21 protein-coding genes are annotated in these 22,436 nt (G+C 54.5%); 19 read left to right on the top strand and 2 right to left on the bottom strand.

Going from position 1 to position 22,436, the window contains the following annotated elements:
• Positions 1-48: 48 nt before the first annotated feature.
• Positions 49-1,437 (bottom strand): S-layer homology domain-containing protein, encoded by a 1,389-nt coding sequence (locus RB620_RS07475; RefSeq protein WP_308093148.1) that lies wholly within the window; start codon positions 1,435-1,437, stop codon positions 49-51.
• Positions 1,438-1,647: 210 nt separating this feature from the next.
• On the opposite strand from RB620_RS07475, the gene rplS reads away from it, so the two are divergent.
• The 7 genes from rplS to RB620_RS07440 all read left to right on the top strand — a co-directional run bounded on the left by rplS (position 1,648) and on the right by RB620_RS07440 (position 7,242).
• The gene (gene rplS / locus RB620_RS07470) at positions 1,648-1,989 is read left to right on the top strand and encodes a 50S ribosomal protein L19 (RefSeq protein WP_308093146.1); all 342 of its coding nucleotides are present in this window, start codon (positions 1,648-1,650) and stop codon (positions 1,987-1,989) included.
• 94 nt (positions 1,990-2,083) lie between these two features.
• Positions 2,084-2,794 (top strand): signal peptidase I, encoded by a 711-nt coding sequence (gene lepB, locus RB620_RS07465; protein ID WP_308093145.1) that lies wholly within the window; start codon positions 2,084-2,086, stop codon positions 2,792-2,794.
• A gap of 28 nt (positions 2,795-2,822) precedes the next feature.
• A complete protein-coding gene (gene ylqF / locus RB620_RS07460; RefSeq protein ID WP_308093143.1) occupies positions 2,823-3,716 on the top strand; it encodes a ribosome biogenesis GTPase YlqF in 894 nt (297 codons plus the stop codon).
• 66 nt (positions 3,717-3,782) lie between these two features.
• Positions 3,783-4,400 carry a ribonuclease HII gene (locus tag RB620_RS07455; protein WP_308093141.1) on the top strand — a complete coding sequence of 206 codons (618 nt, stop codon included), beginning with the start codon at positions 3,783-3,785 and terminating at the stop codon, positions 4,398-4,400.
• 241 nt (positions 4,401-4,641) lie between these two features.
• Entirely contained in the window at positions 4,642-6,573 is a 1,932-nt protein-coding gene (gene fliK / locus RB620_RS07450; RefSeq protein WP_308093139.1) for a flagellar hook-length control protein FliK, read from the top strand.
• The gene (locus RB620_RS07445) at positions 6,570-6,881 is read left to right on the top strand and encodes an EscU/YscU/HrcU family type III secretion system export apparatus switch protein (protein WP_308093137.1); all 312 of its coding nucleotides are present in this window, start codon (positions 6,570-6,572) and stop codon (positions 6,879-6,881) included. The genes fliK and RB620_RS07445 overlap by 4 nt, the downstream gene beginning before the upstream one ends.
• A complete protein-coding gene (locus tag RB620_RS07440) occupies positions 6,871-7,242 on the top strand; it encodes a YraN family protein (protein WP_308093136.1) in 372 nt (123 codons plus the stop codon). Before RB620_RS07445 ends, RB620_RS07440 begins: the two co-directional genes overlap by 11 nt.
• Before the next feature lie 8 nt (positions 7,243-7,250).
• Here the strand turns inward: RB620_RS07440 and RB620_RS07435 are convergent, their stop codons facing one another.
• The gene (locus tag RB620_RS07435) at positions 7,251-8,813 is read right to left on the bottom strand and encodes a YifB family Mg chelatase-like AAA ATPase (RefSeq protein WP_308093135.1); all 1,563 of its coding nucleotides are present in this window, start codon (positions 8,811-8,813) and stop codon (positions 7,251-7,253) included.
• Between the two features lie 354 nt (positions 8,814-9,167).
• Between RB620_RS07435 and sucC the strand changes: the two genes are divergently transcribed.
• The 12 genes from sucC to fliF all read left to right on the top strand — a co-directional run bounded on the left by sucC (position 9,168) and on the right by fliF (position 22,427).
• Positions 9,168-10,328 (top strand): ADP-forming succinate--CoA ligase subunit beta, encoded by a 1,161-nt coding sequence (sucC, locus tag RB620_RS07430; protein WP_308093133.1) that lies wholly within the window; start codon positions 9,168-9,170, stop codon positions 10,326-10,328.
• A 277-nt stretch (positions 10,329-10,605) separates the two neighbouring features.
• The gene (sucD, locus tag RB620_RS07425; protein WP_308093132.1) at positions 10,606-11,538 is read left to right on the top strand and encodes a succinate--CoA ligase subunit alpha; all 933 of its coding nucleotides are present in this window, start codon (positions 10,606-10,608) and stop codon (positions 11,536-11,538) included.
• Between the two features lie 182 nt (positions 11,539-11,720).
• Positions 11,721-12,872 (top strand): DNA-processing protein DprA, encoded by a 1,152-nt coding sequence (gene dprA / locus RB620_RS07420; RefSeq protein ID WP_308093131.1) that lies wholly within the window; start codon positions 11,721-11,723, stop codon positions 12,870-12,872.
• 28 nt (positions 12,873-12,900) lie between these two features.
• Positions 12,901-15,000 (top strand): type I DNA topoisomerase, encoded by a 2,100-nt coding sequence (gene topA, locus RB620_RS07415; protein WP_308093130.1) that lies wholly within the window; start codon positions 12,901-12,903, stop codon positions 14,998-15,000.
• 121 nt (positions 15,001-15,121) lie between these two features.
• Entirely contained in the window at positions 15,122-16,450 is a 1,329-nt protein-coding gene (gene trmFO / locus RB620_RS07410; RefSeq protein WP_308093129.1) for an FADH(2)-oxidizing methylenetetrahydrofolate--tRNA-(uracil(54)-C(5))-methyltransferase TrmFO, read from the top strand.
• 158 nt (positions 16,451-16,608) lie between these two features.
• A complete protein-coding gene (gene hslV / locus RB620_RS07405) occupies positions 16,609-17,154 on the top strand; it encodes an ATP-dependent protease subunit HslV (protein WP_308093128.1) in 546 nt (181 codons plus the stop codon).
• 22 nt (positions 17,155-17,176) lie between these two features.
• Positions 17,177-18,580: an ATP-dependent protease ATPase subunit HslU gene (hslU, locus tag RB620_RS07400; protein ID WP_308093126.1), complete on the top strand. Its 1,404-nt coding sequence runs from the start codon at positions 17,177-17,179 to the stop codon at positions 18,578-18,580.
• 29 nt (positions 18,581-18,609) lie between these two features.
• Positions 18,610-19,380 carry a GTP-sensing pleiotropic transcriptional regulator CodY gene (gene codY / locus RB620_RS07395; RefSeq protein WP_308093125.1) on the top strand — a complete coding sequence of 257 codons (771 nt, stop codon included), beginning with the start codon at positions 18,610-18,612 and terminating at the stop codon, positions 19,378-19,380.
• Positions 19,381-19,600: 220 nt separating this feature from the next.
• Complete coding sequence (gene flgB / locus RB620_RS07390; protein ID WP_308093241.1) at positions 19,601-20,017, top strand: flagellar basal body rod protein FlgB; 417 nt, start codon at positions 19,601-19,603, stop codon at positions 20,015-20,017.
• 4 nt (positions 20,018-20,021) lie between these two features.
• Positions 20,022-20,474 (top strand): flagellar basal body rod protein FlgC, encoded by a 453-nt coding sequence (gene flgC / locus RB620_RS07385; protein WP_308093124.1) that lies wholly within the window; start codon positions 20,022-20,024, stop codon positions 20,472-20,474.
• Positions 20,475-20,501: 27 nt separating this feature from the next.
• On the top strand, positions 20,502-20,810 hold the full coding sequence (gene fliE / locus RB620_RS07380) for a flagellar hook-basal body complex protein FliE (protein ID WP_308093123.1): 309 nt from the start codon (positions 20,502-20,504) through the stop codon (positions 20,808-20,810).
• A gap of 42 nt (positions 20,811-20,852) precedes the next feature.
• Positions 20,853-22,427: a flagellar basal-body MS-ring/collar protein FliF gene (gene fliF, locus RB620_RS07375; RefSeq protein WP_308093122.1), complete on the top strand. Its 1,575-nt coding sequence runs from the start codon at positions 20,853-20,855 to the stop codon at positions 22,425-22,427.
• Positions 22,428-22,436: the final 9 nt, after the last annotated feature.

The raw sequence follows: 22,436 nt of genomic DNA, 5'->3' as shown, positions 1-22,436 counted from the left end.
TTCCCTTATTCGCATTGACGCGTTAGGACATCTAATCGCAGATTAAGCTTAAGGCGTGTAATAGTCCTGGGTATAATAAATGCCGTATGAACCGCCAAACGCGACGCCAGTTCCAAGTCGTCCGAACTTGCCGTTCAAGATCGTCTCCCGATGGCCGGTCTTCGAATTGAGCAGCATGTAATGGGCGAAAATGCTGTTCGGAAATCCTGCGGCGATATTTTCGGCCGCCAGGGTGTATTTGATGCCGACGGCTTTCATCCGGTCAAAGGGCGATTTGCCGCTTAAGCTTTTGTGGCTGAAGTAGTTTTTTTTCATCATGTCCGCGCTATGCGCCCTGGCGGCCGAACCCGCGAGCGAATCCCACTTCAGTACGCCGATTCCGCGCTGCGCGCGCTCCGCGTTGACCAGATCGAACAAACCTTGCTCCATCGCGGTACGCTCCTTCTCTCCTAGGGCCGATGCTTTGCGCGCGGCTAACGAATCAAGCTGCAGGAGTGAAGCGGCGATGCGATTATTCTCGTGTCCGTCCAGGAATAACACGTGGCGTACGCCGTCCGATCTGTAGTCATAATAGTGATCAGCTTGTTTGGCGTTGCCGGCGGTACCTGCCGGCAACGCGGGAAGTACGGTTGCGAGCGGCTTGTCGACAACGACTCCGTCCGCGTCCCGCCAGCTCCCGGCGTCGTTCGAGAACATCGCCACGATGCGATCGTTGCGAACGCCGAACATCACGAACGCGGAGTAGTCTTTCGGATAGACGTACCATTGGTAGTCGTATTCGCTCGCGTCAATCCGGCCTGGAGCGCCGAGATTGAAGAGGAGTTCCTCGACATAGTCGTTTAACGAGATTCCTCGAAGCGTCGTTCCTGCCGAAGGAATCGTTTTGGGCGAGGGGGAGGCGACTTTTTCCTTCATCATATAAATAAAGGTCAATGCCTCCGCTCTGGTGACTCCGCCGCCGGCTTCGAAGCCGTAGATCGTGGCGGTTGATCGGCCCCGCGAGATGCCTTGATCCAGCAGCCATTGAATCGCGTCGTTCTCGCCGAATGCCCGTCCGTTCGAGGCTGACGCGATCAGCAACGCGGCTTCTCCTCTGCGGAATCCGCCGCGTTTGTTATCGAAGTTGACCGGCCAGCCTAATCGGTAGGCATGGTCGTAATAGCTTTTTTTCCAGTCGGCCCGCTGCTCGTCCTTCTGCGATACGATGCCGTAGGCGCGCAGCATCAAGGCAAGGAATTCGGCTTCGGTGACCGGCTCATCCGGCCGGAAGCTGCCGTCCTCGTAACCTTGGGCCAGACCTTCCTTCACCGCCCAATCGATATAGCCGTTTCCCCAATGCGAAAACGTATCGGGGAAGGAAGCCGCCGATGCCGTATAACCGGTTTGCGGATTGGCAAGAATGAGTATAATAATGAAATGCCATATTCTTAACTTCAAAACGAACCCCCATTTCACATTTATGCCTGCTGGCAATCATAGTCAGTATACCCGATACAGGCATGCATGAGAAATAGGTTGATTTGTGCGCCTAACTATGGTAATATTTCTAATGTTGTTCGTAAAGTCGGACGGTCCGCTATAAGTGTCGAGCGGCTCCGAGGGAGCCAGGAGCTTACATGAACGTCTATGGTGGAAGGAGTGAACTCAATGAATATCGTACAAGCAATTACACAAGAGCAATTGCGTAAAGATCTTCCTAACTTTCGCCCAGGCGACACGCTGAAGGTGCATGTTAAGGTTATCGAGGGTTCGCGCGAGCGTATCCAGTTGTTCGAAGGCGTCGTAATCAAACGTCGCGGCGGCGGAATCAGCGAGACCTTCACGGTTCGTAAGATCTCTTACGGCGTAGGCGTGGAGAGAACGTTCCCGCTTCATTCGCCTAAGATCGACAAGATCGACGTAGCACGTCGCGGTAAAGTGCGTCGCGCTAAGCTGTACTACCTTCGCGAACTGCGTGGTAAAGCTGCTAGAATTAAAGAAATTCGTTAAGATGAAACGACAAGAGGGGCTTGCGCAAACAAGCTCCTTTTCGTTTTCCACGAAGATCCATACATAATACCAGGGACGAAAGAAGGCTGAGCTGATGGATTCGCAATATCGCAATGACGATGGGAACAAGGAGTCGGAAACGGCCGGTTCGCAAGACGAGCGCGTTTCCGCCCCTGAGACGATACAAGGCCGTTCGGCGAGGCATGGTGCGGGAGCAGCCAAAAATAGCGGCGCGTCCAAAGAAATCGTCGAGTGGATCAAAGCGCTTGTCATTGCCGTCGTGCTCGTGTTTATTATTCGCATGTTCTTGTTCGAGCCGTTTATCGTGGACGGGCCGTCGATGCAGCCGAACTTCGAGACTGGCGAACGACTTATCGTAAATAAAATTTTGTATTCGATCAGAGAGCCGAAGTTCGGCGAAGTCGTCGTATTCGACGTGCCGGAACAAGGCCGCAAATTCATTAAGCGCGTCATCGGCGTGCCCGGCGACAAAATCAGGGTGGAAGGCGACGATCTTTACATCAACGACGAGAAGGTCGAGGAGCCGTATATCGCCGAAGCGATCGCGGCGGCCAGGGCCGAAGGCGGCATGTACAACGGCGACGGGCCAAGATACAACTTCCCGAACGACACGGTTACCGAAATGACGGTGCCGGAGGATACGATCTTCGCGATGGGCGACAATCGGAGCAACAGCACGGACAGCCGGATGATCGGTTTCGTCAAGGACGACGAGATCGTAGGCAGGGCCGACGTGATTTTCTGGCCGCTGAACAAAATCGAGTTTATTAAGCATAACTACTAAGCAATCGGGAAGCAACTGAGGTGACAGCATGACCATTCAATGGTTTCCGGGTCATATGACCCGCGCCAAACGGCAGATTCAAGATAAATTAAAGCTGATCGACATCGCGATCGAATTGCTAGATGCCAGGGTTCCGCTATCAAGCCGAAATCCGATGGTGGACGATATTTTGCAAGGGAAACCAAGACTGATCGTCTTGAATAAGTCAGACCTTGCCGACCCGCGCGCGACGGAGCAGTGGATGGCGTATTTCGCCCATGAAGGGCATGAATGCGTATCCGTCGACTCGCAGACGGGCACGAGGGTGAACGAGATTCCGGCGAAAGCGAAGCAAATCCTTCATGAGAAGATCGCCAGGCAAATCGCAAAAGGAATGAATCCGCGCGCGGTTCGAGGATTGATCGTCGGCATTCCGAACGTCGGCAAATCGACGCTCATCAATCGGCTCGCCGGTCGTAACATCGCGGCGACGGGAGATAAGCCGGGCGTGACGAAAGGCCAGCAATGGATCAAAATCGGCACCGAGATGGAATTGCTGGACACGCCGGGCATTCTATGGCCGAAGTTCGAGGACCAGCTCGTCGGGTACAGGCTTGCGATGACCGGAGCGATTAAGGAACAAATACTAAACGTGGACGACATCGCCTTTTTTGCCGTTCGCGAGCTAGTCGGCCGTTATTGGCCGATTATGGAAGAACGATACGGCCTGGAGAAACCTCCGGCGGATATCGAGGATAATGAAGAGATCGTTCGGGTCATGGAGGATATCGGAAGGAAACGCGGCTGCTTGATGGGCGGGGGACGAGTGGACCTGGAGAAAACCTCAGGGATCATCTTGCGCGATTTGCGGGCAGGCAAGCTTGGGCGCATCACGCTTGAAGCGCCTTATGACGATATGCCGTCAAGGGAACCGAGAAGTTAACTCGACCGATCGAGATCTGGACAAGCGATGAACATGGGAGTTTGGGGAAACGGGGGAAGTTGCGGCATGCTGCATTACGAGCAACAAGCATGGGGAAACGGTTACTCCGCGATTGCCGGCGTGGACGAGGTCGGGCGCGGTTGTTTGTTCGGCGACGTGGTCGCGGGAGCGGTCATTTTGCCTCCGCAGCTCGTCATTGAAGGAATTGACGATTCCAAGAAGCTGTCGGAGAAGAAACGTGATCTCTTATACGACATCATCGCGGAGAAAAGCGTCGCTTGGTCGGTTGCCAGAGTCGACGCGTCGACGATCGACAGGCTAAACATTAAGCAAGCCTCGAGACTTGCCATGAAGATGGCGGTCGAAGCGCTGGCGATACCGGCCGATTACATACTGGTGGACGCGGAAGTCGTGGATGTGAACTTGCCTCAGGAGTCGATTATAAAAGGAGACGCGAACAGCCAGTCGATTGCCGCGGCATCCATCATGGCGAAGGTGACGAGGGACAGACTTTGCCTCACGGATTGGGAAGAGAAGTATCCGGCGTACGGCATCGCGATTCACAAAGGCTACGCGACAAAGCTGCATCGCGAGATGCTGCTCGAGCACGGCCCAAGCGAACTTCACCGGCGCACGTTCCTTAGGAAGCTACTGGGAGAGGACGTTTTGTTGGCAGCCCAGTAGCAAGTTTATGATCTAAAGGCATCAGAGACGAACGTTGCGCTCGCGCAACCGCGGAAACGGCCGATCATGGCGATTCAGCGGTTTGGCGGGCGTTTTTTAATGATAAGAAAGTATAAGTTTTGATTCGCTTTCATTGCTCCGATCCATGATTGCCCCTTCACCATAAGCCGTTTAAGGCCGATATAAATCATATCGTAACAAGCGCGGCTAAACCGGATGTACAGTCAGAGGAGTGTTGCTAGTGAATATCGGCCAAATGATGAGGGGCTTGCTGGGGGATGCGACGAGCGGAGAATCCCGGGCGATGGAGCTGAAGGTCGGCCAGATCGTACGCGGCGTCGTGCTGCAGGCGCTGGACAATAACGAAGCGATCGTGAATATTAACGGTGTTCATGTAAGGGCGAAGCTGGAGATGGCGCTCCAACCCGGACAATCGGCGATGCTACAGGTGCAGCCGGAATCGGACGGCTCGCTCGTGCTGCTGAAGGCTGTCGACCTTAGCGCTTCCGGGCTGCTCGACGATACCTTCCGCGATTATGCCAAACTGCTTGGCTTGCCTGATCAGAAGTGGGCACTCGCGATCATTAAGAGCTTGAGGCAAGACGGGTTTGCCATTAACCGTACGACAGCCGCGGTCTTCCAGCAGGCAGCGACCGTTATGCCGAAAGGAGCGGATGCTGAGCAATGGATGACGGCCGCGGCAACCGCCTTCAAGCGAGGGTTGCCGGTGACGCAGGAGACGATCGCTTCCATGAGGCAAGTTATGTTCGGCAAGCCGGCGCATGAGCTGTTGGATACGCTGCGGGCGCAGCTGACGGGAATGGGGTCCAGCGGCGCGGCGGATGGTAATCAAGAAGGAGCTGGGCAGACCTCATCGCGCTTGCTCGGGCTTTTACAGCAGGGAGCATCGCTGTTAGATGAAGCGATAACGACTCCACAGTCTGCCAGAGCGGGTGAGGTTTCGCAGTCGCGGACCGACAGCGTTCATTCGGATGAGACAACAAGCGGCCGATCGCGTACTGACAGCGCTCGGTCGCAGGCGGCGGGAGTAGATGAACCGGCGCAATCCCCGATAGCAAAGGGGGGGGATGTCCGAATCGCGGCAACGCCTGCGAATTGGCTGGGACAGATGATGAAGTGGCTGGGCGTCGACCATGAGCTGCAGCTAGCGAAGGCGGCAACCGAAGCGACGAATCCGCCTCTTTCGGGGGAGCCCCAAACAAAATCGAGTGATAGAACGGCAACGGTTTCCGGGTTGTCGGTTCAGGCCGAAACTTCGGCAACGGCAAAACTAGCCGCTTCGCCTGCTTCCGTTCAGCAGCAGGGAACGGCTTCCGTGTCCTTGTCGCCGGCACAAACATCAAAGTTGACGGCGAACGGATCTTTAGGTGACGCTGACATGCCATCAACCGCGGATGGAGCTGAAGGATTTGTCGCTCCCGTCAAGCCCGATCAGCAGCAAGGAGCTGGAGCGACAGTGAAAGTTCTCGGAGCGATCGCGCAAGACGGACCGGCCGGGCAAGACCTTGCGCAGCCCGGGCAAGGAACGGGATTGGCTAGCGGCCCGGGGCAAGCCGGCGGCGGAATGCAGCAGGAATCGCTGAAGAGCGCGCTCATGAGCCTTGTGAACGGCAGCGACGCGCTGCCGCCGCAAGTGAAGGAAACGGCGCAACAGCTCATCCATCAAATTACGGGGCAGCAGCTGCTTCTCTCGCCGGAGCGCAACAACTCCGTATTTACGCATGTTACGATGTTCATACCGCTCAAGGACGCAAGCGGGGAACAAACGGCATCCGTTCAAATTCAAACAAGACGGGGGCGCAGGGGAGAGCTTGATGCGGATAACTGCAGGCTGCTATTCAATCTGTCGATGCGTTCGCTCGGGGATATGCTCGTGGACGTGCAGGTCACTGACAAGATCGTCAGCCTGAATTTGTGGAACGATCATCCGGCTATCGCCGGACTGATCGAGGGCTCGCGCGAGGAGATGTCGGCAAGGCTGAGCCAAATGGGATACCAGCTGCTCTCGATGCGGACGAAGCCTATGCCGAAAGGCGATGGAGAGTACCAAAGCGATGCGTCTTCCGCAACGAATAAAACGAAACAGTCTTCGCCGCCAAGCTCGGCATTGCTCACGGCCGCTCGTTACAAAGGAGTCGATTATCGGGCATGAACAATGATTGGACGAAAGCCGGGAAGCGGATGCCGGTGCGCAAGGCAGTCGCTCTCAAGTACGAGCCGGGGGATCGGCATGCTCCCGTACTCACCGCCAAAGGAACGGGGCTTATGGCCGAGAGGATCTTGGACAAGGCGAAGGAAAGCGGAGTTCCCGTTCAGGAGGATGCATCATTAGTCGAGGTGTTGTCCAAGCTGGATATTGATCAAGAGATCCCTCCGGAGCTCTATACGCTAGTTGCCGAAATTTTAAGTTTCGTCTACCAATCGGATCGGATAGCGAGGGACTACCGCCATGACGAGTGAACGGTTGCGAATCGGCAAGCTGGGAGAAGCGGAGGCGGGACGCCGTTTGGAGCAAGCGGGTTATGAGATTCGCTCCCGCAATTGGCGCTGCCGAAGCGGAGAAATCGATATCGTTGCGAGACAAGGCGACACGTTTGTATTCGTCGAAGTGAGGAGCCGAGGAGTGGCTAGCGGCGCGCGTTACGGCACGGCCGCGGAATCCGTCGACTTTCGCAAGCAAGCGAAGGTCAGGGGAATTGCCCAGCTCTATTTGCAGCAGCATCGCCTTCACGATGTCCGCGTCAGATTCGATGTGATCGCGATCACGGTCGGCAAGGATGAGGGGATCGAGTCGTATACCCATTACGAAGCCGCTTTCTAGCTTGCCGATTAAGATTGCTGCATATCCAGTCTGCGATATTGGATCGCTTCCGCCACATGCTCCTCCTCAACGCCATCCGAGCCTTCCACGTCGGCGATCGTGCGTGCCAGCTTCAACAACCGATCGTAGGCGCGCATGCTGATTCCGAGCGCGAGGAACGCATCCTCCAATAGTTTGCCGGCTGATGGCCGCAGCTTAGCCGCTTCCCTGAGACTTCTGCCCGACAATTCGCTATTGCACAAGACACCGTAAGGCGCGTTGCGTTCGTGTTGCCTAGAACGGGCTTCCAGGACTTGCTGACGCAGATCCGCCGTTGTAGCGTCCGCCCGATCATGCGAACGGTTAAGGGATAACGGCCTCGGTATTTCGAGCTGCAAGTCGATCCGGTCGAGCAACGGGCCGGACAGCTTGGAGCGATAACGGCTGACGGCAGCCGCGCTGCAGGTGCAGCGTTTCTCTCCGTACTCATGCCCATAATAGCCGCACGGACATGGGTTATAGGATGCCGCGAGCAAGATGCTCGCCGGGAAATGTACGGTCGCTCTTGCCCTGGCGATCGAGACGACCCGGTCTTCGAGCGGCTGCCGGAGCAATTCCAGCACCGACCTTGGAAACTCGGGGAGCTCGTCCAAATATAAGACGCCCCGATGCGCAAGCGTCACTTCGCCCGGCTTTGGCACCGATCCGCCGCCAATCAAACCGCCTGTCGAAATGCTGTGATGCGGAGCGCGGAAAGGGGGATGAACCATCAGCCCACGCGCGTCTTCATGAAGCTTTCCTGCCACACTGTAAATTTTGGTCACTTCAAGCGCTTCTCGCTCGCTAAGCTGGGGTAGTATGCCAGGCAGCCGCCGGATCATCATCGTTTTGCCCGTGCCGGGAGGGCCGCTGAGCAAAATATTGTGTTTCCCAGCAGCTGCGATCAGCATGGCTCGTTTCCCTTGATGCTGGCCGACGATATCCGCGTAATCCTCTGCTTCTTCCGCATGTTCGCGCCGTCTGAGGTTTTCATCCAAACTTCCGTCCCCGATCCGCACGCCGCGCAGCCTGTCCCATGCCGAATCGGCATCGGACGGGTCTCTCAGTTCCTTCAAATGCGAGATGGCGAACAGCTCCATCCCGGATATCCATTCCGCCTCCGCCCGGTTGGGATGCGGGAGCAGAACGCGGCGGATGCCGCAGCGCTTGGCTTCCTCCAGCATCGCCAGGACTCCCGTTACCGGCCGTACCGCGCCGTTCAAGGAAAGCTCGCCAATCAGCAGCGTGCCTGAGAACGGATTCCCATCGAGCTGCCCGCTCGCCGTTAGAATGCCGGCCGCGATCGCTAGGTCGAAGGCAGTTCCTTCCTTGCGCAGATCGGCTGGCGCCAAATTGACCGTGATTCTTTCCATCGGGAATTGAAAACCGCTGTTTTTGATCGCAGCCCGCACGCGTTCGACGGATTCACGTACCGCCGGATCCGGCAATCCGACCACATTGACCTGAGGCAGGCCGTTGCATAGATCGACCTCGACCGAAATTCCCTTGCCTTCCACACCAAATACGCTAGAGCTATGAATCATCGTGAACATAAAAAAAGCACCTCCATAGGCTGATCGAACGAGCCGTCAATGGGGTGCTTCCCTACATTCGCGCATCTATATTTTTAGTAAAAAGAATCAAACGGACAACGTTACGAATTCGTTGATTCGGAGCAATTACCTAACATCATAGTCGCTATACTGAACCGTGTCAATCCTTGCAGCGACAAGGCGATTAATTCTTTAGCAATGGGTCATACTAGTTGGCGTAGCCTGCCTTTAATCTCATTTTGAGATGATATCCATATCAAAAAAGCTTGCGCTTTCAACAAAGAAAAATGCTACAATGAAAAAGGTTTGTGTACATATGACTGATTTGAGTCTGTGAAATGGAGGATTTCAACAATGAATATCCATGAGTATCAAGGCAAAGCGGTGCTGAAGCAGTACGGGGTAGTCGTACCGGAGGGCAAAGTGGCTTTCTCCGTCGACGAAGCCGTCGAAGCGGCACAATCGCTCGGAACGCCAGTCGTCGTCGTGAAGGCGCAAATCCACGCGGGCGGACGCGGCAAAGCGGGCGGCGTTAAAGTCGCGAAAAACCTGGACGAGGTTCGCGCTTACGCTAGCGAAATTTTGGGCAAGGTGCTCGTTACGCACCAAACAGGCCCTGAAGGCAAAGAAGTAAAACGCCTTCTGATTGAGCAAGGCTGCGATATCAAGAAGGAATATTATATCGGCGTAGTACTCGACCGCGGCACGGGCCGTGTGACGATGATGGCATCCGAAGAAGGCGGCACGGAGATCGAGGAAGTTGCCGAGCATTCCCCGGAGAAAATCTTCAAAGAAGTAATTGATCCTGCGGTTGGCATGCAGCCGTTCCAAGCCCGCAAGCTGGCTTACGCGATCAATATCCCGACCGAGCTGGTGAACAAGGCGGTCAAATTTATGCTGGCGCTGTACGCGGCGTTCGTGGAGAAAGACTGCTCCATCGCCGAGATCAACCCGCTTGTCGTGACCGGCGACGGCAACGTCATGGCGCTTGACGCGAAGCTGAACTTCGACTCCAATGCGCTTTACCGCCACAAGGACATCATCGAGCTGCGCGACCTCGACGAGGAAGACGCGAAAGAAATCGAAGCGTCCAAATACGACCTGAGCTACATCGCGCTCGACGGCAACATCGGCTGCATGGTTAACGGCGCAGGTTTGGCGATGGCGACGATGGACATTATCAAATACTACGGCGGCGACCCTGCCAACTTCCTGGACGTAGGGGGCGGCGCTACCAAAGAGAAAGTAACGGAAGCGTTCAAAATCATCCTGTCTGACGAGAAGGTCAAAGGCATTTTCGTCAATATTTTCGGCGGCATCATGAAGTGCGACGTTATCGCGGAAGGCGTAATCGCGGCTGCGAGAGAGCTGGGTCTGGACCGTCCGCTGGTCGTACGCCTCGAAGGCACGAACGTCGAGTTGGGCAAAAAGCTGCTCAACGAATCCGGCCTGAACATCGTTGCGGCCGATTCCATGTCCGACGGCGCTCAGAAGATTGTCGCTCTAGTGAAATAAAGCTGCGATAGCGGCTGACAATAATTTAGAGTTCAAAAAGTTCGGTTTTCAGTACCGAGAATATTGAAAGAAGCTAGAACTGAGGAGCGGAGCGTAGCAGAGCTACGTGAGCACCTGCAATGTTTCCGAAGGAAACATACTTCGAAAGCATAAGCTTAGGTTCGGCTGAGTTCAAGATTCGATGTCGAGTAGGCCACTTGTGTTACTTCGTAATGGGAAGCGGACTTTTTGAACAACCTCGATAAGCATTGAATTCAATCAGGGGATGTGAGTTAAGTTGAGTATTTTGGTCAATAAGGATACAAAGGTCATCACTCAAGGCATCACGGGCAAAACGGGCATGTTCCACGCAAAAGGCGCACTTGACTACGGCACGCAAATGGTAGGCGGCGTAACGCCTGGCAAAGGCGGAACAACCGTGGACATTACGCTGGAGAACGGCTCCGTGGCTACTTTGCCGGTATTTAATACGGTTCTTGAAGCGAAAAACGCAACGGGCGCAACAGCATCCGTTATTTACGTACCGCCGGCATTCGCTGCCGATTCCATCATGGAAGCGGTAGATGCCGAGCTGGATCTCGTCATCTGCATCACGGAGGGCATCCCTGTCCTCGACATGGTTAACGTGAAACGTTACATGGAAGGAAGCAAAACGGTATTGATCGGGCCGAACTGCCCGGGCGTTATCACGCCGGGCGAGTGCAAAATCGGCATCATGCCAGGTTACATCCACACAGTTGGCCATGTAGGCGTCGTGTCCCGTTCCGGGACGTTGACATACGAAGCGGTTCACCAATTAACGACTCGCGGCATCGGTCAATCCTCCGCGGTCGGCATCGGCGGCGACCCTGTCAAGGGTTCCGAGTTCATCGATATTCTTAGCCGTTTCAACGATGATCCGGACACATACGCCGTTATTATGATCGGCGAAATCGGCGGCACGGCCGAAGAAGAAGCGGCCGAGTGGATCAAGGCGAACATGAAGAAGCCTGTCGTCGGCTTCATCGGCGGCGCGACGGCGCCTCCGGGCAAACGGATGGGACATGCTGGCGCCATTATTTCCGGCGGCAAAGGCACGGCGGCAGAAAAGATCGCAACGCTTGAAGCTTGCGGAATCAAAGTCGCTCCTACGCCTTCCGACATGGGCTCCACGCTCGTGAGCGTGCTGGAAGAGCAAGGCCTCCTGGAAAAATGCATCACGCGCAAGTAATCGAATAACTAACGATACAGGTAAGCAACCTTTCTGCCCAATTGGGTCTTGAAGGTTGCTTTTTCTTTTGCTTTCCCAAGCGGCTTAAGCTCAAAAATAAAGGGCGACTTGCATTCTTCCTCCATGTGAAGCAAAATAGATAAGGATGTGAACCTGCCCTAACCATGAGAGGGTTATGGTCAATGAACGATAAACGGAATCGAATACGAACGATGGTACTGGCGTTATACGAGATACCGGGCATAGGTTGGCATGCGATAGACAGGGCAGTGAAGCATAGACTTTGGGCAAAAGAGCGGTGGACGGGCGAAGAGCTGCTGGCTGCCGGCTTCCGCAAGGATCAGGCGGACAGAACGGTTGAGCTATTCCGGAATCGCTCATGGCATTCCGCATTAGATGAAGGAAGGTCTGCCGGAGCCGAGGCGAGAACTTCCGACGCGGGGGCCGTCCTGTTGACGCCCTTCGATGAGGCGTACCCGTTCGTGCTTGGACAAATCGCCCAGCCGCCGTGGGTATTGTACGCAAAGGGACGATTGGAATTGCTGGAACGCCCTGCGGTCGCCATCGTTGGCACGCGTATGCCGACGGCATATGGCAGGCAAACGGCATCTAACATCGCTCAGGAGCTCGCAGAAGCCGGTATTACGGTCGTTAGCGGATTGGCTAGAGGAATCGACAGCAGAGCGCACGAGGCGGCTCTGAACGGCTCTGGGAGCACGATAGCCGTGCTGCCTACCCCTATCGATACCTGTTACCCGCCGCAGAACGAATCCTTATTTCGCAGCATAGCGGAGAGAGGACTGCTGTTATCAGAGACGCCACTCGGGACGAAGCTTCACCCAGGCCAATTCCATCAGCGTAATCGGATCATCGCGGGGCTCGCCTGCGCGACGGTCGTCGTGGAGGGAGCGCAGAAGAGCGGATCCCTTATTACGGCGAAATTCGCATTCGAGATGAATAGGGAATTGTTCGCGGTTCCCGGCCATCATTCATCCCCGAAGAGCGAGGGGCCAAATGCGTTGATCCGCGAGGAGAAAGCTAGGATTCTTACGGGTATCGACGATATTTTCGAACAGCTGCTATGGCTTCGCGAAGCGGCGAAACCATGGGCTAAGATTTCGATGATTGACGAGCCCGGGAAGGATCGGCCTGCCGAACTGACCACGCCCGAAGAGGTCAAACTGCTGGCCCTGCTTAGAGACCGGCCCATGTCGATCGACGAACTTCACGAGCTGTCTGCTATTCCGTTTGGACATTTGAACGCACTTCTGCTAAATTTATGTATAAAACGGAAAATCGAGCTACAGCCTGGTTCCATATATATGATCCTGTAACTTGTCGCAAAGAGAGGAGGCACCTCGCATGGCTGATTCATTAGTCATAGTAGAATCCCCGGCCAAAGCCAAAACGATCGGCAAATACTTAGGCAGCAAATTTATCGTAAAAGCCTCCATGGGCCATATTCGCGATTTGCCGAAGAGCCAGATTGGCGTCGAAGTCGAGAACGACTTTAATCCCAAATATATTACGATCCGCGGCAAAGGCAGCGTGCTGAAAGAACTGAAGGACGCCAGCAAAAAAGTGAAAAACGTTTATCTGGCGGCCGACCCCGATCGCGAAGGCGAGGCGATCGCCTGGCATTTGGCCCATTACCTGGAGCTGAACGAAGGCGATACATGCAGGGTCGTCTTTAATGAAATAACGAAACAAGCGGTCAAGGATGCGTTTAAGCATCCCCGCAAAATCAATATGGACCTGGTCAACGCCCAGCAGGCGCGCCGTATACTTGACCGTCTGGTTGGCTACAAGATCAGCCCGCTTCTCTGGAAGAAGGTGAAGAAGGGATTATCCGCCGGCCGCGTACAATCGGTAGCGGTGAAGCTCATCATCGACCGGGATAACGAAATCGACGCGTTCGTGCCCGAGGAGTATTGGTCCATCACGGCCAAGCTGAAGCAGAAGGGCGTATCGCTCGAATCCAAATATTATTCCGTGAACGGCGAGAAACGGGAGCTAGGCAAGGAAGCCGACGTACAAGAAGTATTAGCCGCAATGAAAGGCGAATCGTTCACCGTCCTGGAAGTGAAAGAGAAGGAAAGACTGCGGAATCCCGCGCCTCCTTTCATTACAAGCTCCTTGCAGCAAGAAGCGGCACGCAAGATCGGCTATCGCGCTTCCAAGACGATGTCCGTCGCCCAGCAGCTGTACGAAGGCGTTGAGCTTGGCAAGGAGGGCACGGTCGGTCTCATTACATACATGAGAACGGATTCGACACGCATCTCGCCGGTCGCGCAAGACGAGGCGAAGGAATATATCACCGAGAAATACGGTCCGGATTACGTGCCGGAGCAGCCGCGGGTGTACACGAAGAAAAACAGCAACGCGCAGGATGCGCACGAAGCGATCCGTCCAACGTCGATCTATCGCGATCCCGAATCGATGAAGCCTTTCCTCTCGCGTGATCAACTGCGGTTATACAAGCTGGTCTGGGAGCGGTTCGCGTCCAGCCAGATGGCATCCGCCGTTCTTGACACGATGACGGTCGACCTGCAATCGGGCGATGCGGTATTCCGCGCGACAGGCTCAAAGATCAAATTCCCCGGCTTCATGAAGGTCTACGTCGAAGGCAATGACGACGGAACGGAAGAAGAGCATAAGTTCCTTCCTCCGCTTGCGATCGGCGATAGGCTGGAGACCGAGTCGGTGGAGCCGAAGCAGCACTTTACGCAGCCGCCGCCGCGTTATACGGAAGCAAGGCTTGTGAAGACGCTGGAGGAGCTCGGCATCGGACGGCCAAGCACGTACGCGCCGACGCTGGAAACGATCCAGAAACGCGGCTATGTCGCGATCGAAGAGAAGAAGTTCATGCCGACGGAGCTCGGCGAACTCGTCATTCAGCTAATGGAAGAATTTTTCCCCGAAATTCTCGACGCCGAGTTCACGGCGAACATGGAGGGGAATCTCGACCATGTGGAAGAGGGAACCGTGGACTGGGTGAAGGTGCTCGCCAACTTCTACGAATCGTTCGAGAAGCGGCTGGAGGTCGCGGAAGACGAAATGAAAGAAATCGAGATCCAGGATGAGGTTTCCGACGAGATCTGCGAGAAATGCGGCAAGCCGCTCGTGTACAAAATGGGTCGGTTCGGCAAATTCCTCGCTTGCTCAGGTTTCCCGGATTGCCGCAATACGAAGCCGATCGTCAAGGATATTGGCGTAAGCTGCCCGAAATGCGGCGAAGGTAAAATCATCGAAAGACGCAGCAAAAAGGGCCGGATTTTCTACGGCTGCGACCAGTATCCGGGCTGCGATTACGTTTCTTGGGATAAGCCGACGGGCAAGCCTTGCCCTAATTGCGACGCCATGCTCGTGGAGAAACGCAGCCGCGCCGGCGTGAAGCTGCAATGTCCGACATGCAGCTATTCGGAAGAAGCGCCGGATGAGGATCAGGAAGAGCAGGCTTAACCGAATGACGAACGTCACTCACGTCCTCCCTTCACGGGGAGGATGATGTCTTTCTCAGCCAATGTGTGCCAATTAACGTCAGAAATTTCAAAAAGTTTTGCCGAAAGGATTGAAGTTACGAATGTCCCAGAGAGTTACCGTCATCGGTGCAGGACTTGCGGGCAGCGAAGCCGCATGGCAGATCGCGTCGCAGGGCGTGCCCGTCACGCTATACGAAATGCGTCCGGCGAAACAAACGCCGGCTCACCATACGAATCAATTCGCAGAATTGGTATGCAGCAACAGCTTGCGCGCCAACGGCTTATCGAACGCCGTAGGCGTGTTGAAGGAAGAGATGCGCCGGTTGAATTCCCTGATCCTCAGCAGTGCCGATCACAACGCCGTACCCGCGGGAGGCGCGCTCGCGGTCGATCGCGACGGCTTCTCGGGCGAAGTAACGAGCAGGCTGCGCGAGCATCCGCTCATTGAAGTGCTGAACGAGGAAGTGACCGAGATCCCGCGAGAAGGCATTGCCGTCATCGCAACGGGGCCGCTCACCGCACCCGCGTTGTCCAAGCAGATTCAAGAGCTGCTGGGCGAGGAGTACTTCTATTTCTACGACGCCGCGGCGCCGATCATCGAGAAGGATTCCATCGACATGAGCAAGGTTTATTTGGCTTCCCGGTATGACAAGGGAGAAGCGGCCTACCTCAATTGTCCGATGACCGAAAAGGAGTTCGACGTCTTCTACGATGCTTTGATTAGCGCGGAGACGGCGGAGCTCAAGGAGTTCGAGAAAGAAATCTATTTCGAGGGCTGCATGCCGATCGAAGTCATGATGAAGCGGGGCAAACAAACCGCGCTGTTCGGTCCCATGAAGCCGGTCGGGTTGATGAATCCGCATACGGGCAAGCTGCCGCATGCCGTCATTCAGCTGCGTCAGGATAACGCGGCGGGCACGTTGTACAACATGGTTGGTTTCCAAACCCATCTGAAGTGGGGCGAACAGAAACGCGTATTTTCGCTTATTCCGGGACTGGAGAACGCCGAATTCGTTCGTTTCGGAGTCATGCACCGCAATACGTTCATTAATTCGCCGAAGCTGCTCAAGCCGACCTACCAGACGCAGTCGAGCGAGACACTGTTTTTCGCCGGGCAGATGACCGGAGTCGAAGGTTACGTCGAATCGGCGGCATCGGGCTTGATCGCGGGTGTGAACGCGGGCAGATTGGCGCGCGGGCTCGAGCCGATCGTTCTGCCGGAGCAGACGACCCTTGGCAGCATGGCGAATTACATTACGACGGCCGACTTTAAACATTTTCAGCCGATGAACGCGAATTTCGGCTTGTTCCCGCCGCTGGAAACGCGAATTCGGAACAAGAAGGACAAAAACGAGGCGATCGCAAACCGGGCGCTTGACGCGATAGAAGCGTTCAAAATGCAACATTTGGAGCATCTTGCCGTACAGTAGACTAGAGCAATGCCGTTAACAGACGGTAAGGGCGGTAAACGTGCTGTTCGACGCTCTGCTCACATAGAGTAGACTAAATGACCTTTTTCACTTCCGGAAATTGCTTTTGCATGCTTAAAACGTTTACGATAACACCTTATGGATGAGGAGGCGGAAGGATGGAAATGCAATTTCATGCCACCACGATCTGCGCGATTCGCCACGAAGGGAAGGGCGCTATCGCCGGCGATGGTCAAATTACCTTCGGGAACAGCATGGTCATGAAAAATACGGCGAAGAAAGTCAGGCGTTTGTACCGAGGACAAGTGGTTGCGGGGTTCGCGGGTTCGGTCGCGGATGCGATCACTTTGTTCGAGAAATTCGAAGCGAAGCTGGAAGAGCATCATGGCAACTTGCAACGGGCTGCGGTCGAAATGGCGAAGGATTGGCGTTCGGACCGAGTGCTCCGAAAGCTTGAGGCGATGATGCTCGTCATGGACAAATCGGGCCTGCTGCTCATCTCCGGCAACGGCGAGATCATCGAGCCGGATGACGGCATACTCGCGATCGGTTCGGGAGGGACATTCGCTTTGTCGGCCGCAAGGGCGCTCAAGCGCCACGCGCCGGGTCTCGAAGCGAAGGAGATGGCTAGGTCTGCGCTCGAAATCGCGGCCGAAATATGCGTCTATACGAATCATAATATTATCGTGGAAGAGATCGTTTAGAAGAATGCGGGAGGCGAGTAGAATGGGGAATGATGCATGGACGCCGCGCCAGATCGTGGCGGAGCTCGACAAGTACATCGTTGGCCAGAAGGATGCGAAACGTTCCGTTGCCGTCGCGCTGCGCAACAGATACCGCAGAAGCCGGCTCGATGAAGCGCTGAGAGACGAAATCGTACCCAAAAATATTCTGATGATCGGCCCGACCGGCGTCGGCAAAACCGAGATCGCGCGCCGTCTCGCGCGCCTCGTGAAAGCGCCGTTCGTCAAGCTCGAAGCGACCAAATTCACGGAGGTCGGCTACGTTGGCCGCGACGTGGAGTCGATGGTCCGCGATTTGGTCGAAACGGCAATCCGCATGGTGAAAGCCGAGAAGACGGAGCAAGTGCGCGAGAAGGCCGAGAAACAAGCCAACGAACGAATCGTCTTGCTGCTCGCGCCGAGCGCGGTGAAAGCGAAGCCGGCCAAAAATCCGTTCGAAATGTTGTTCGGCGGCGGGCAGGAAGAGAAGGAAGAAGAGAAGGACAAGGAACAAGATCAGACGCTGCAGCTGAAACGTTCCCAAATCAGGGAGCAGCTCGCCGCAGGCAAGCTGGAGAACGAGCTGATCGAGATCGAGGTCGAGGATACGACGCCGAATATGATGGATATGCTGGCGAACGGCCAAGGTCCGGAAGGCATGGGCATGAACATGTCGGAGCTGTTTGGCCAATTAATGCCGAAGAAGCCGAAAAAGCGGAAGCTTCCCGTGAAGGAAGCGCGCAAGGCGCTTACGCAGGAAGAAGCGAACAAGCTGATCGATATGGACGACGTCGTGACGGAGTCCGTCTTGCGCGCGGAGCAGAGCGGCATTATTTTCATCGACGAAATCGACAAAATCGCAAGCCCGTCCAGAGGCTCCGGACCCGATGTTTCGCGCGAAGGGGTTCAGAGAGACATTCTGCCGATCGTCGAGGGTTCGACGGTTATGACCAAGTACGGCCCCGTGAAGACGGATTATGTTCTGTTCATCGCCGCGGGCGCGTTCCACATCGCGAAACCTTCGGATCTTATTCCGGAGCTTCAAGGGCGTTTCCCGATTCGGGTCGAGCTGACATCGCTCAGCCTGGACGACTTCATCAGTATACTGACGGAGCCGAAGAACGCACTGACCAAGCAATACACCGCGTTGCTTCAGACGGAAGGCATCGAAGTCGAATTCTCGCCGGAGGCGATAAGGGAGATGGCTTCGATCGCCGCGGACGTGAATCGCAACATGGAGAATATCGGCGCGCGCCGTCTTCATACGATCCTTGAGAAGCTGCTCGAGGATTTAAGCTTCGAAGCGCCCGAGCTATCGCTCGACAAGATGACCATCACGCCGGAATACGTGCGCGAGAAGCTTGGCGGCATAGCGAAGGACCGCGATTTGAGCCAATATATTTTGTAGTCGCTACAGTTCTGGGAGGCACATTGGAAATGAGTTTATTAAACAAAACGAGAACGCTGAACCGGCTGCTCCAGCGAGCGGCCGGCAAGGCCCTTAACTTCAGGGAAATGGCTGAAGTGCTTTGCTCCACCATTCAAAGCAATGTCTTCGTCGTCAGCCGCAGAGGCAAAATATTGGGCTGCGCAGCTGTCGATATTTACGACCACGATTATATCCGTTCCTTGTCGGGGGACGAGCTTCGTTTCTCCCAAGAAAGCAACATTCGATTTCTGGATACGGCCGAATCCATGACGAACGTCGCGCTCGATCCGGGTATCCTGGAAACGTTCTCTAGGCTTGGAGACCAAGAAGTGATGACCGTGGTCCCGATTACAGGCGGCGGAGATCGTTTGGGCACGCTAGTGCTAACCCGGATGTCGGGATCGTTCGACGACGACGACCTGGTGCTTGCGGAGTACGGCTCCACGATCGTAGGCATGGAAATTTTGCGCGAGCGCGCCGACGAAATCGAGCAGGAAGTCAGAAGCCGCGCGGTCGTATCAGTCGCGGTAGGTTCGTTGTCCTTCAGCGAGCTTGAAGCGGTGGAACATATTTTCGAAGAGCTGGATGGGAAGGAAGGCCTACTCGTCGCTTCCAAAATCGCCGACCGCGTCGGCATTACCCGTTCGGTTATCGTCAATGCGCTCCGCAAGCTGGAAAGCGCCGGCGTCATCGAAACCAGGTCGCTTGGAATGAAGGGTACTTACATTCGAATCCTTAATCACCAACTTCTGCAAGAGCTGAAAAAGATCAAATCGTAGTCCTAGTTCCATAAGTACAGGAAAGCCCTATCTTTTTTTAAAGATAGGGCTTTTTTCTCATTGTAATAATTTAGGAAAATAAAGAAGATATTCGTATCAGCAAAAAACGACAGATTGATCTCATTTTTTTAATAATTAATTGTCGAAGAAAGAAGGAATGAGCAGCAATCTGTTGAATACGTTAATTAAGATTTTCATAGCGAAAGTGGTGAAACGTAAAGTGAATTTGTTGAATGGCGCATCATTTGGGCGCTTGGAAGCGGCCGTCTACGCCGCCGAATCAAGGCAGCGCGTTATTTCCAACAATGTCGCCAATGCCGAAACGCCGTACTTCAAGCGTTCCGAGGTGTTATTCGAGGAGCTGCTCGAGCAATCGATGGCCGGCGACGGACTGAGACGTATCTCCGGCAAGAAAACGGATTCGAGGCATATCTCAATCGGGACCGGGGCTGCAAGAATCCCGGAGGCTCAAGTCATCAGTGACAATTCGACATCAATGAATAATAACCAGAATAATGTCGACATCGATCGCGAGATGTCCCTGTTGGCCAAGAATCAGCTCAGCTATAACTTTTATATCCAGCAAATTAATCATGATCTGAAAATGATGAGAACCGGGATTGAAGGGAGGGGTTAATTAGGTGAAGCTTTCAAACGGATTTGATATAAGCGCCTCGGCGTTAACCGCCCAGCGTATGCGGATGGACGTGATCTCCTCCAACATCGCCAATGCCGAAACGACGCGTGGAAGTTACGTGAACGGCAAGTTCGAGCCCTACAAGCGGAAGCTCGTCGTGCTGGAGCCAACGCAGCAGTCGTTCTCTTCGCTTCTCTCTCGGCAAATGGGGGGAGGAGAAAACGTTTCAGGCGTTCGGGTAGCCCGAATTCAGGAGGACCATACGCCTAACAAACTCGTCTATAATCCTACGCACCCGGATGCGGACGAGAACGGATATGTACATATGCCTAACGTGGACGTTGCCAAAGAGATGGTAGATATGATTTCCGCCTCACGAGCTTATGAGTCTAACGTAACGGCAATCAATGCGACAAAAGCCATGTTCGTCAAGGCGCTTGAGATCGGCAAGGCTTAACGTTAATACATAAACGGAGGGAAAATAATGATTCAATCGATGCAGCTTGGGCCTATCGCCCCTGCCAAAACGATCGTTCAGACCAAACCGATTGATCAGTCCACTCCGGCGGAGCTTACGCAATCCTTCGGACAGTATTTGCAAACGGCGCTCGAAAGCGTCAGCAATCAAGAGAAGAAGGTGCATGAGCTGAACGACCAGTATTTGGTCGGCAAGGTGGATGTCACGCAAGTGCTGCTTGCATCGGAGCAAGCGCATCTCAGTTTGCAATTAACCTCACAGGTCCGCAACAAAGTCGTGGAAGCTTACCAGGAAATGATGCGGATGCAAATTTAATCCTACTTTTTAATTAGCACAGTATTTGGGTGAGGTGACAATGTGAACGAGAGATTCGCCCACTATCGCGAAAGGCTCGTGCAGTTCTGGGGCCAGATGGGCAAAAAACAAAAACTATGGTTGGGGGCATCGATTAGTGGATTGTTGTTGACGGTCATTCTGTTAACAATTGTGTTCACCAGGACGGAATACGAACTCGCGTTTCAAAATATGGACGCAACCGACGCCGCGGCTGTCATGGCTTATCTCGATGGCAACGGCATTCCTTATGAGCTCAACAACAATGGCACTAGCATCTCGGTTCCGAGCGCGGTTGCATCAAGAGTGAAGGTCGATGTAGGTTCGCAAGGTTTGGTTCAGAACGGGTCGATCGGTTTCGAAATCTTTACCTCTAATTCCACACAATTCGGCGATACCGAAAATGTATTCGATGTAAAGTATCAAAGCGCGTTAAACGGCGAAGTACAGAAGCTGCTGAACGGCCTTCAAGGCGTCGAAAGCACGAAAGTGCTCATTAACCGTCCGGAAGATAGCGTGTTCCTCACAACGGAAGAGGAGCCGACAGCAAAAGCGGCGATCGTGATGCAATTCATGCCAGGCTACCGTCCTTCGCAGAAGGCCATCGACAGTTACTACAATCTCGTCAAAGCGACGGTCGCGGATCTTGCGATCGAAGACATTACGATCTCCAGCGCGCAAGGCGAGCTGATCTCCTCCGAAGCGGAAGGCGCGGCAACGAGCAACGCCGATGCGGTCGAGATGCAATTCCAAATCCAGAGCAAATACGAAACCGGCCTGAAAAACGAAATTCAACAGTTTCTAGGACGGATCGTCGGCTCGGACAATCTTGTCGTGAGCATCACGAGCTCGATGAATTTCGAGAGGTGGGAGACCGAGGAAAACTTGGTTCAGCCGCTCGAAAACAACGACAACAACGGGATCAAAGTCAGCGAAGAAACAAACAACTCGATTTCGACCGGATCGCAGTCACCTGCGGGCGGTGTGGCCGGTACGGGGGAGACGGATATTCCGGGCTATGAGGCCGGCTCCCAAGGGTCGAACTCGTCGGAAACGAATTCTCAAATTATCAATTGGGATTACAACCGAATTAAAAAATTTATCGAGTCTGCTCCTTACGCATTAGATGACTTATCTATTAGTATCGGCATCGAAGCTTCGCAATTGAATGACGAAAACGCCAGAACGGATATTATGAATTATTTGACCTCCGTCGTGCGCAGCCAACTGGCGGGTTCGAGCCAAGACGTGAACGACGACAACGTCATAGGCAAGAAGGTATCGCTTATCGCGAGCAACTTCGCAGAGAATCCTTCTGCAGCTTCGAACAGCGGGTTATCGACGCCATGGGCGATCGGACTCGGCGCAGCGGCGCTAGCGGTGATCGGCGGCCTAGTCTTCATGATGAACCGCAGACGGAAACTGGCGGCGGTGGAGGAAGTCGAAATGACGCCGGCGTCTACCAAAGTGGAATATCCGACGCTCGATCTGGACAGCGTCAACAACGAAAGCCAAGCTCGCAAAAATCTTGAGACACTCGCCAAACGCAAGCCTGACGAATTCGTCAACCTTCTTCGCACCTGGCTTGTGGATGAATAGAGGTGCCTC

Source organism: Paenibacillus sp. LHD-117, assembly GCF_030929555.1.
Classification (GTDB): domain Bacteria; phylum Bacillota; class Bacilli; order Paenibacillales; family Paenibacillaceae; genus Pristimantibacillus.
The sequence above is the reverse complement of the archived record's forward strand: the minus strand, read 5'-3'. Positions and strand labels throughout refer to the sequence as shown.

What these genes read in the sequence shown, in the direction of transcription:
- trmFO (WP_308093129.1), top strand. Translation starts at nt 15,122, where the DNA reads ATGTCCCAGAGAGTTACCGTCATCGGTGCAGGACTTGCGGGCAGCGAA.
- rplS (WP_308093146.1), top strand. Translation starts at nt 1,648, where the DNA reads ATGAATATCGTACAAGCAATTACACAAGAGCAATTGCGTAAAGATCTT.
- RB620_RS07455 (WP_308093141.1), top strand. Translation starts at nt 3,783, where the DNA reads ATGCTGCATTACGAGCAACAAGCATGGGGAAACGGTTACTCCGCGATT.
- ylqF (WP_308093143.1), top strand. Translation starts at nt 2,823, where the DNA reads ATGACCATTCAATGGTTTCCGGGTCATATGACCCGCGCCAAACGGCAG.
- codY (WP_308093125.1), top strand. Translation starts at nt 18,610, where the DNA reads ATGAGTTTATTAAACAAAACGAGAACGCTGAACCGGCTGCTCCAGCGA.
- RB620_RS07435 (WP_308093135.1), bottom strand. Translation starts at nt 8,813, where the DNA reads ATGTTCACGATGATTCATAGCTCTAGCGTATTTGGTGTGGAAGGCAAG.
- hslV (WP_308093128.1), top strand. Translation starts at nt 16,609, where the DNA reads ATGGAAATGCAATTTCATGCCACCACGATCTGCGCGATTCGCCACGAA.
- lepB (WP_308093145.1), top strand. Translation starts at nt 2,084, where the DNA reads ATGGATTCGCAATATCGCAATGACGATGGGAACAAGGAGTCGGAAACG.
- fliE (WP_308093123.1), top strand. Translation starts at nt 20,502, where the DNA reads ATGATTCAATCGATGCAGCTTGGGCCTATCGCCCCTGCCAAAACGATC.
- sucC (WP_308093133.1), top strand. Translation starts at nt 9,168, where the DNA reads ATGAATATCCATGAGTATCAAGGCAAAGCGGTGCTGAAGCAGTACGGG.
- hslU (WP_308093126.1), top strand. Translation starts at nt 17,177, where the DNA reads ATGGGGAATGATGCATGGACGCCGCGCCAGATCGTGGCGGAGCTCGAC.
- RB620_RS07440 (WP_308093136.1), top strand. Translation starts at nt 6,871, where the DNA reads ATGACGAGTGAACGGTTGCGAATCGGCAAGCTGGGAGAAGCGGAGGCG.
- topA (WP_308093130.1), top strand. Translation starts at nt 12,901, where the DNA reads ATGGCTGATTCATTAGTCATAGTAGAATCCCCGGCCAAAGCCAAAACG.
- dprA (WP_308093131.1), top strand. Translation starts at nt 11,721, where the DNA reads ATGAACGATAAACGGAATCGAATACGAACGATGGTACTGGCGTTATAC.
- RB620_RS07445 (WP_308093137.1), top strand. Translation starts at nt 6,570, where the DNA reads ATGAACAATGATTGGACGAAAGCCGGGAAGCGGATGCCGGTGCGCAAG.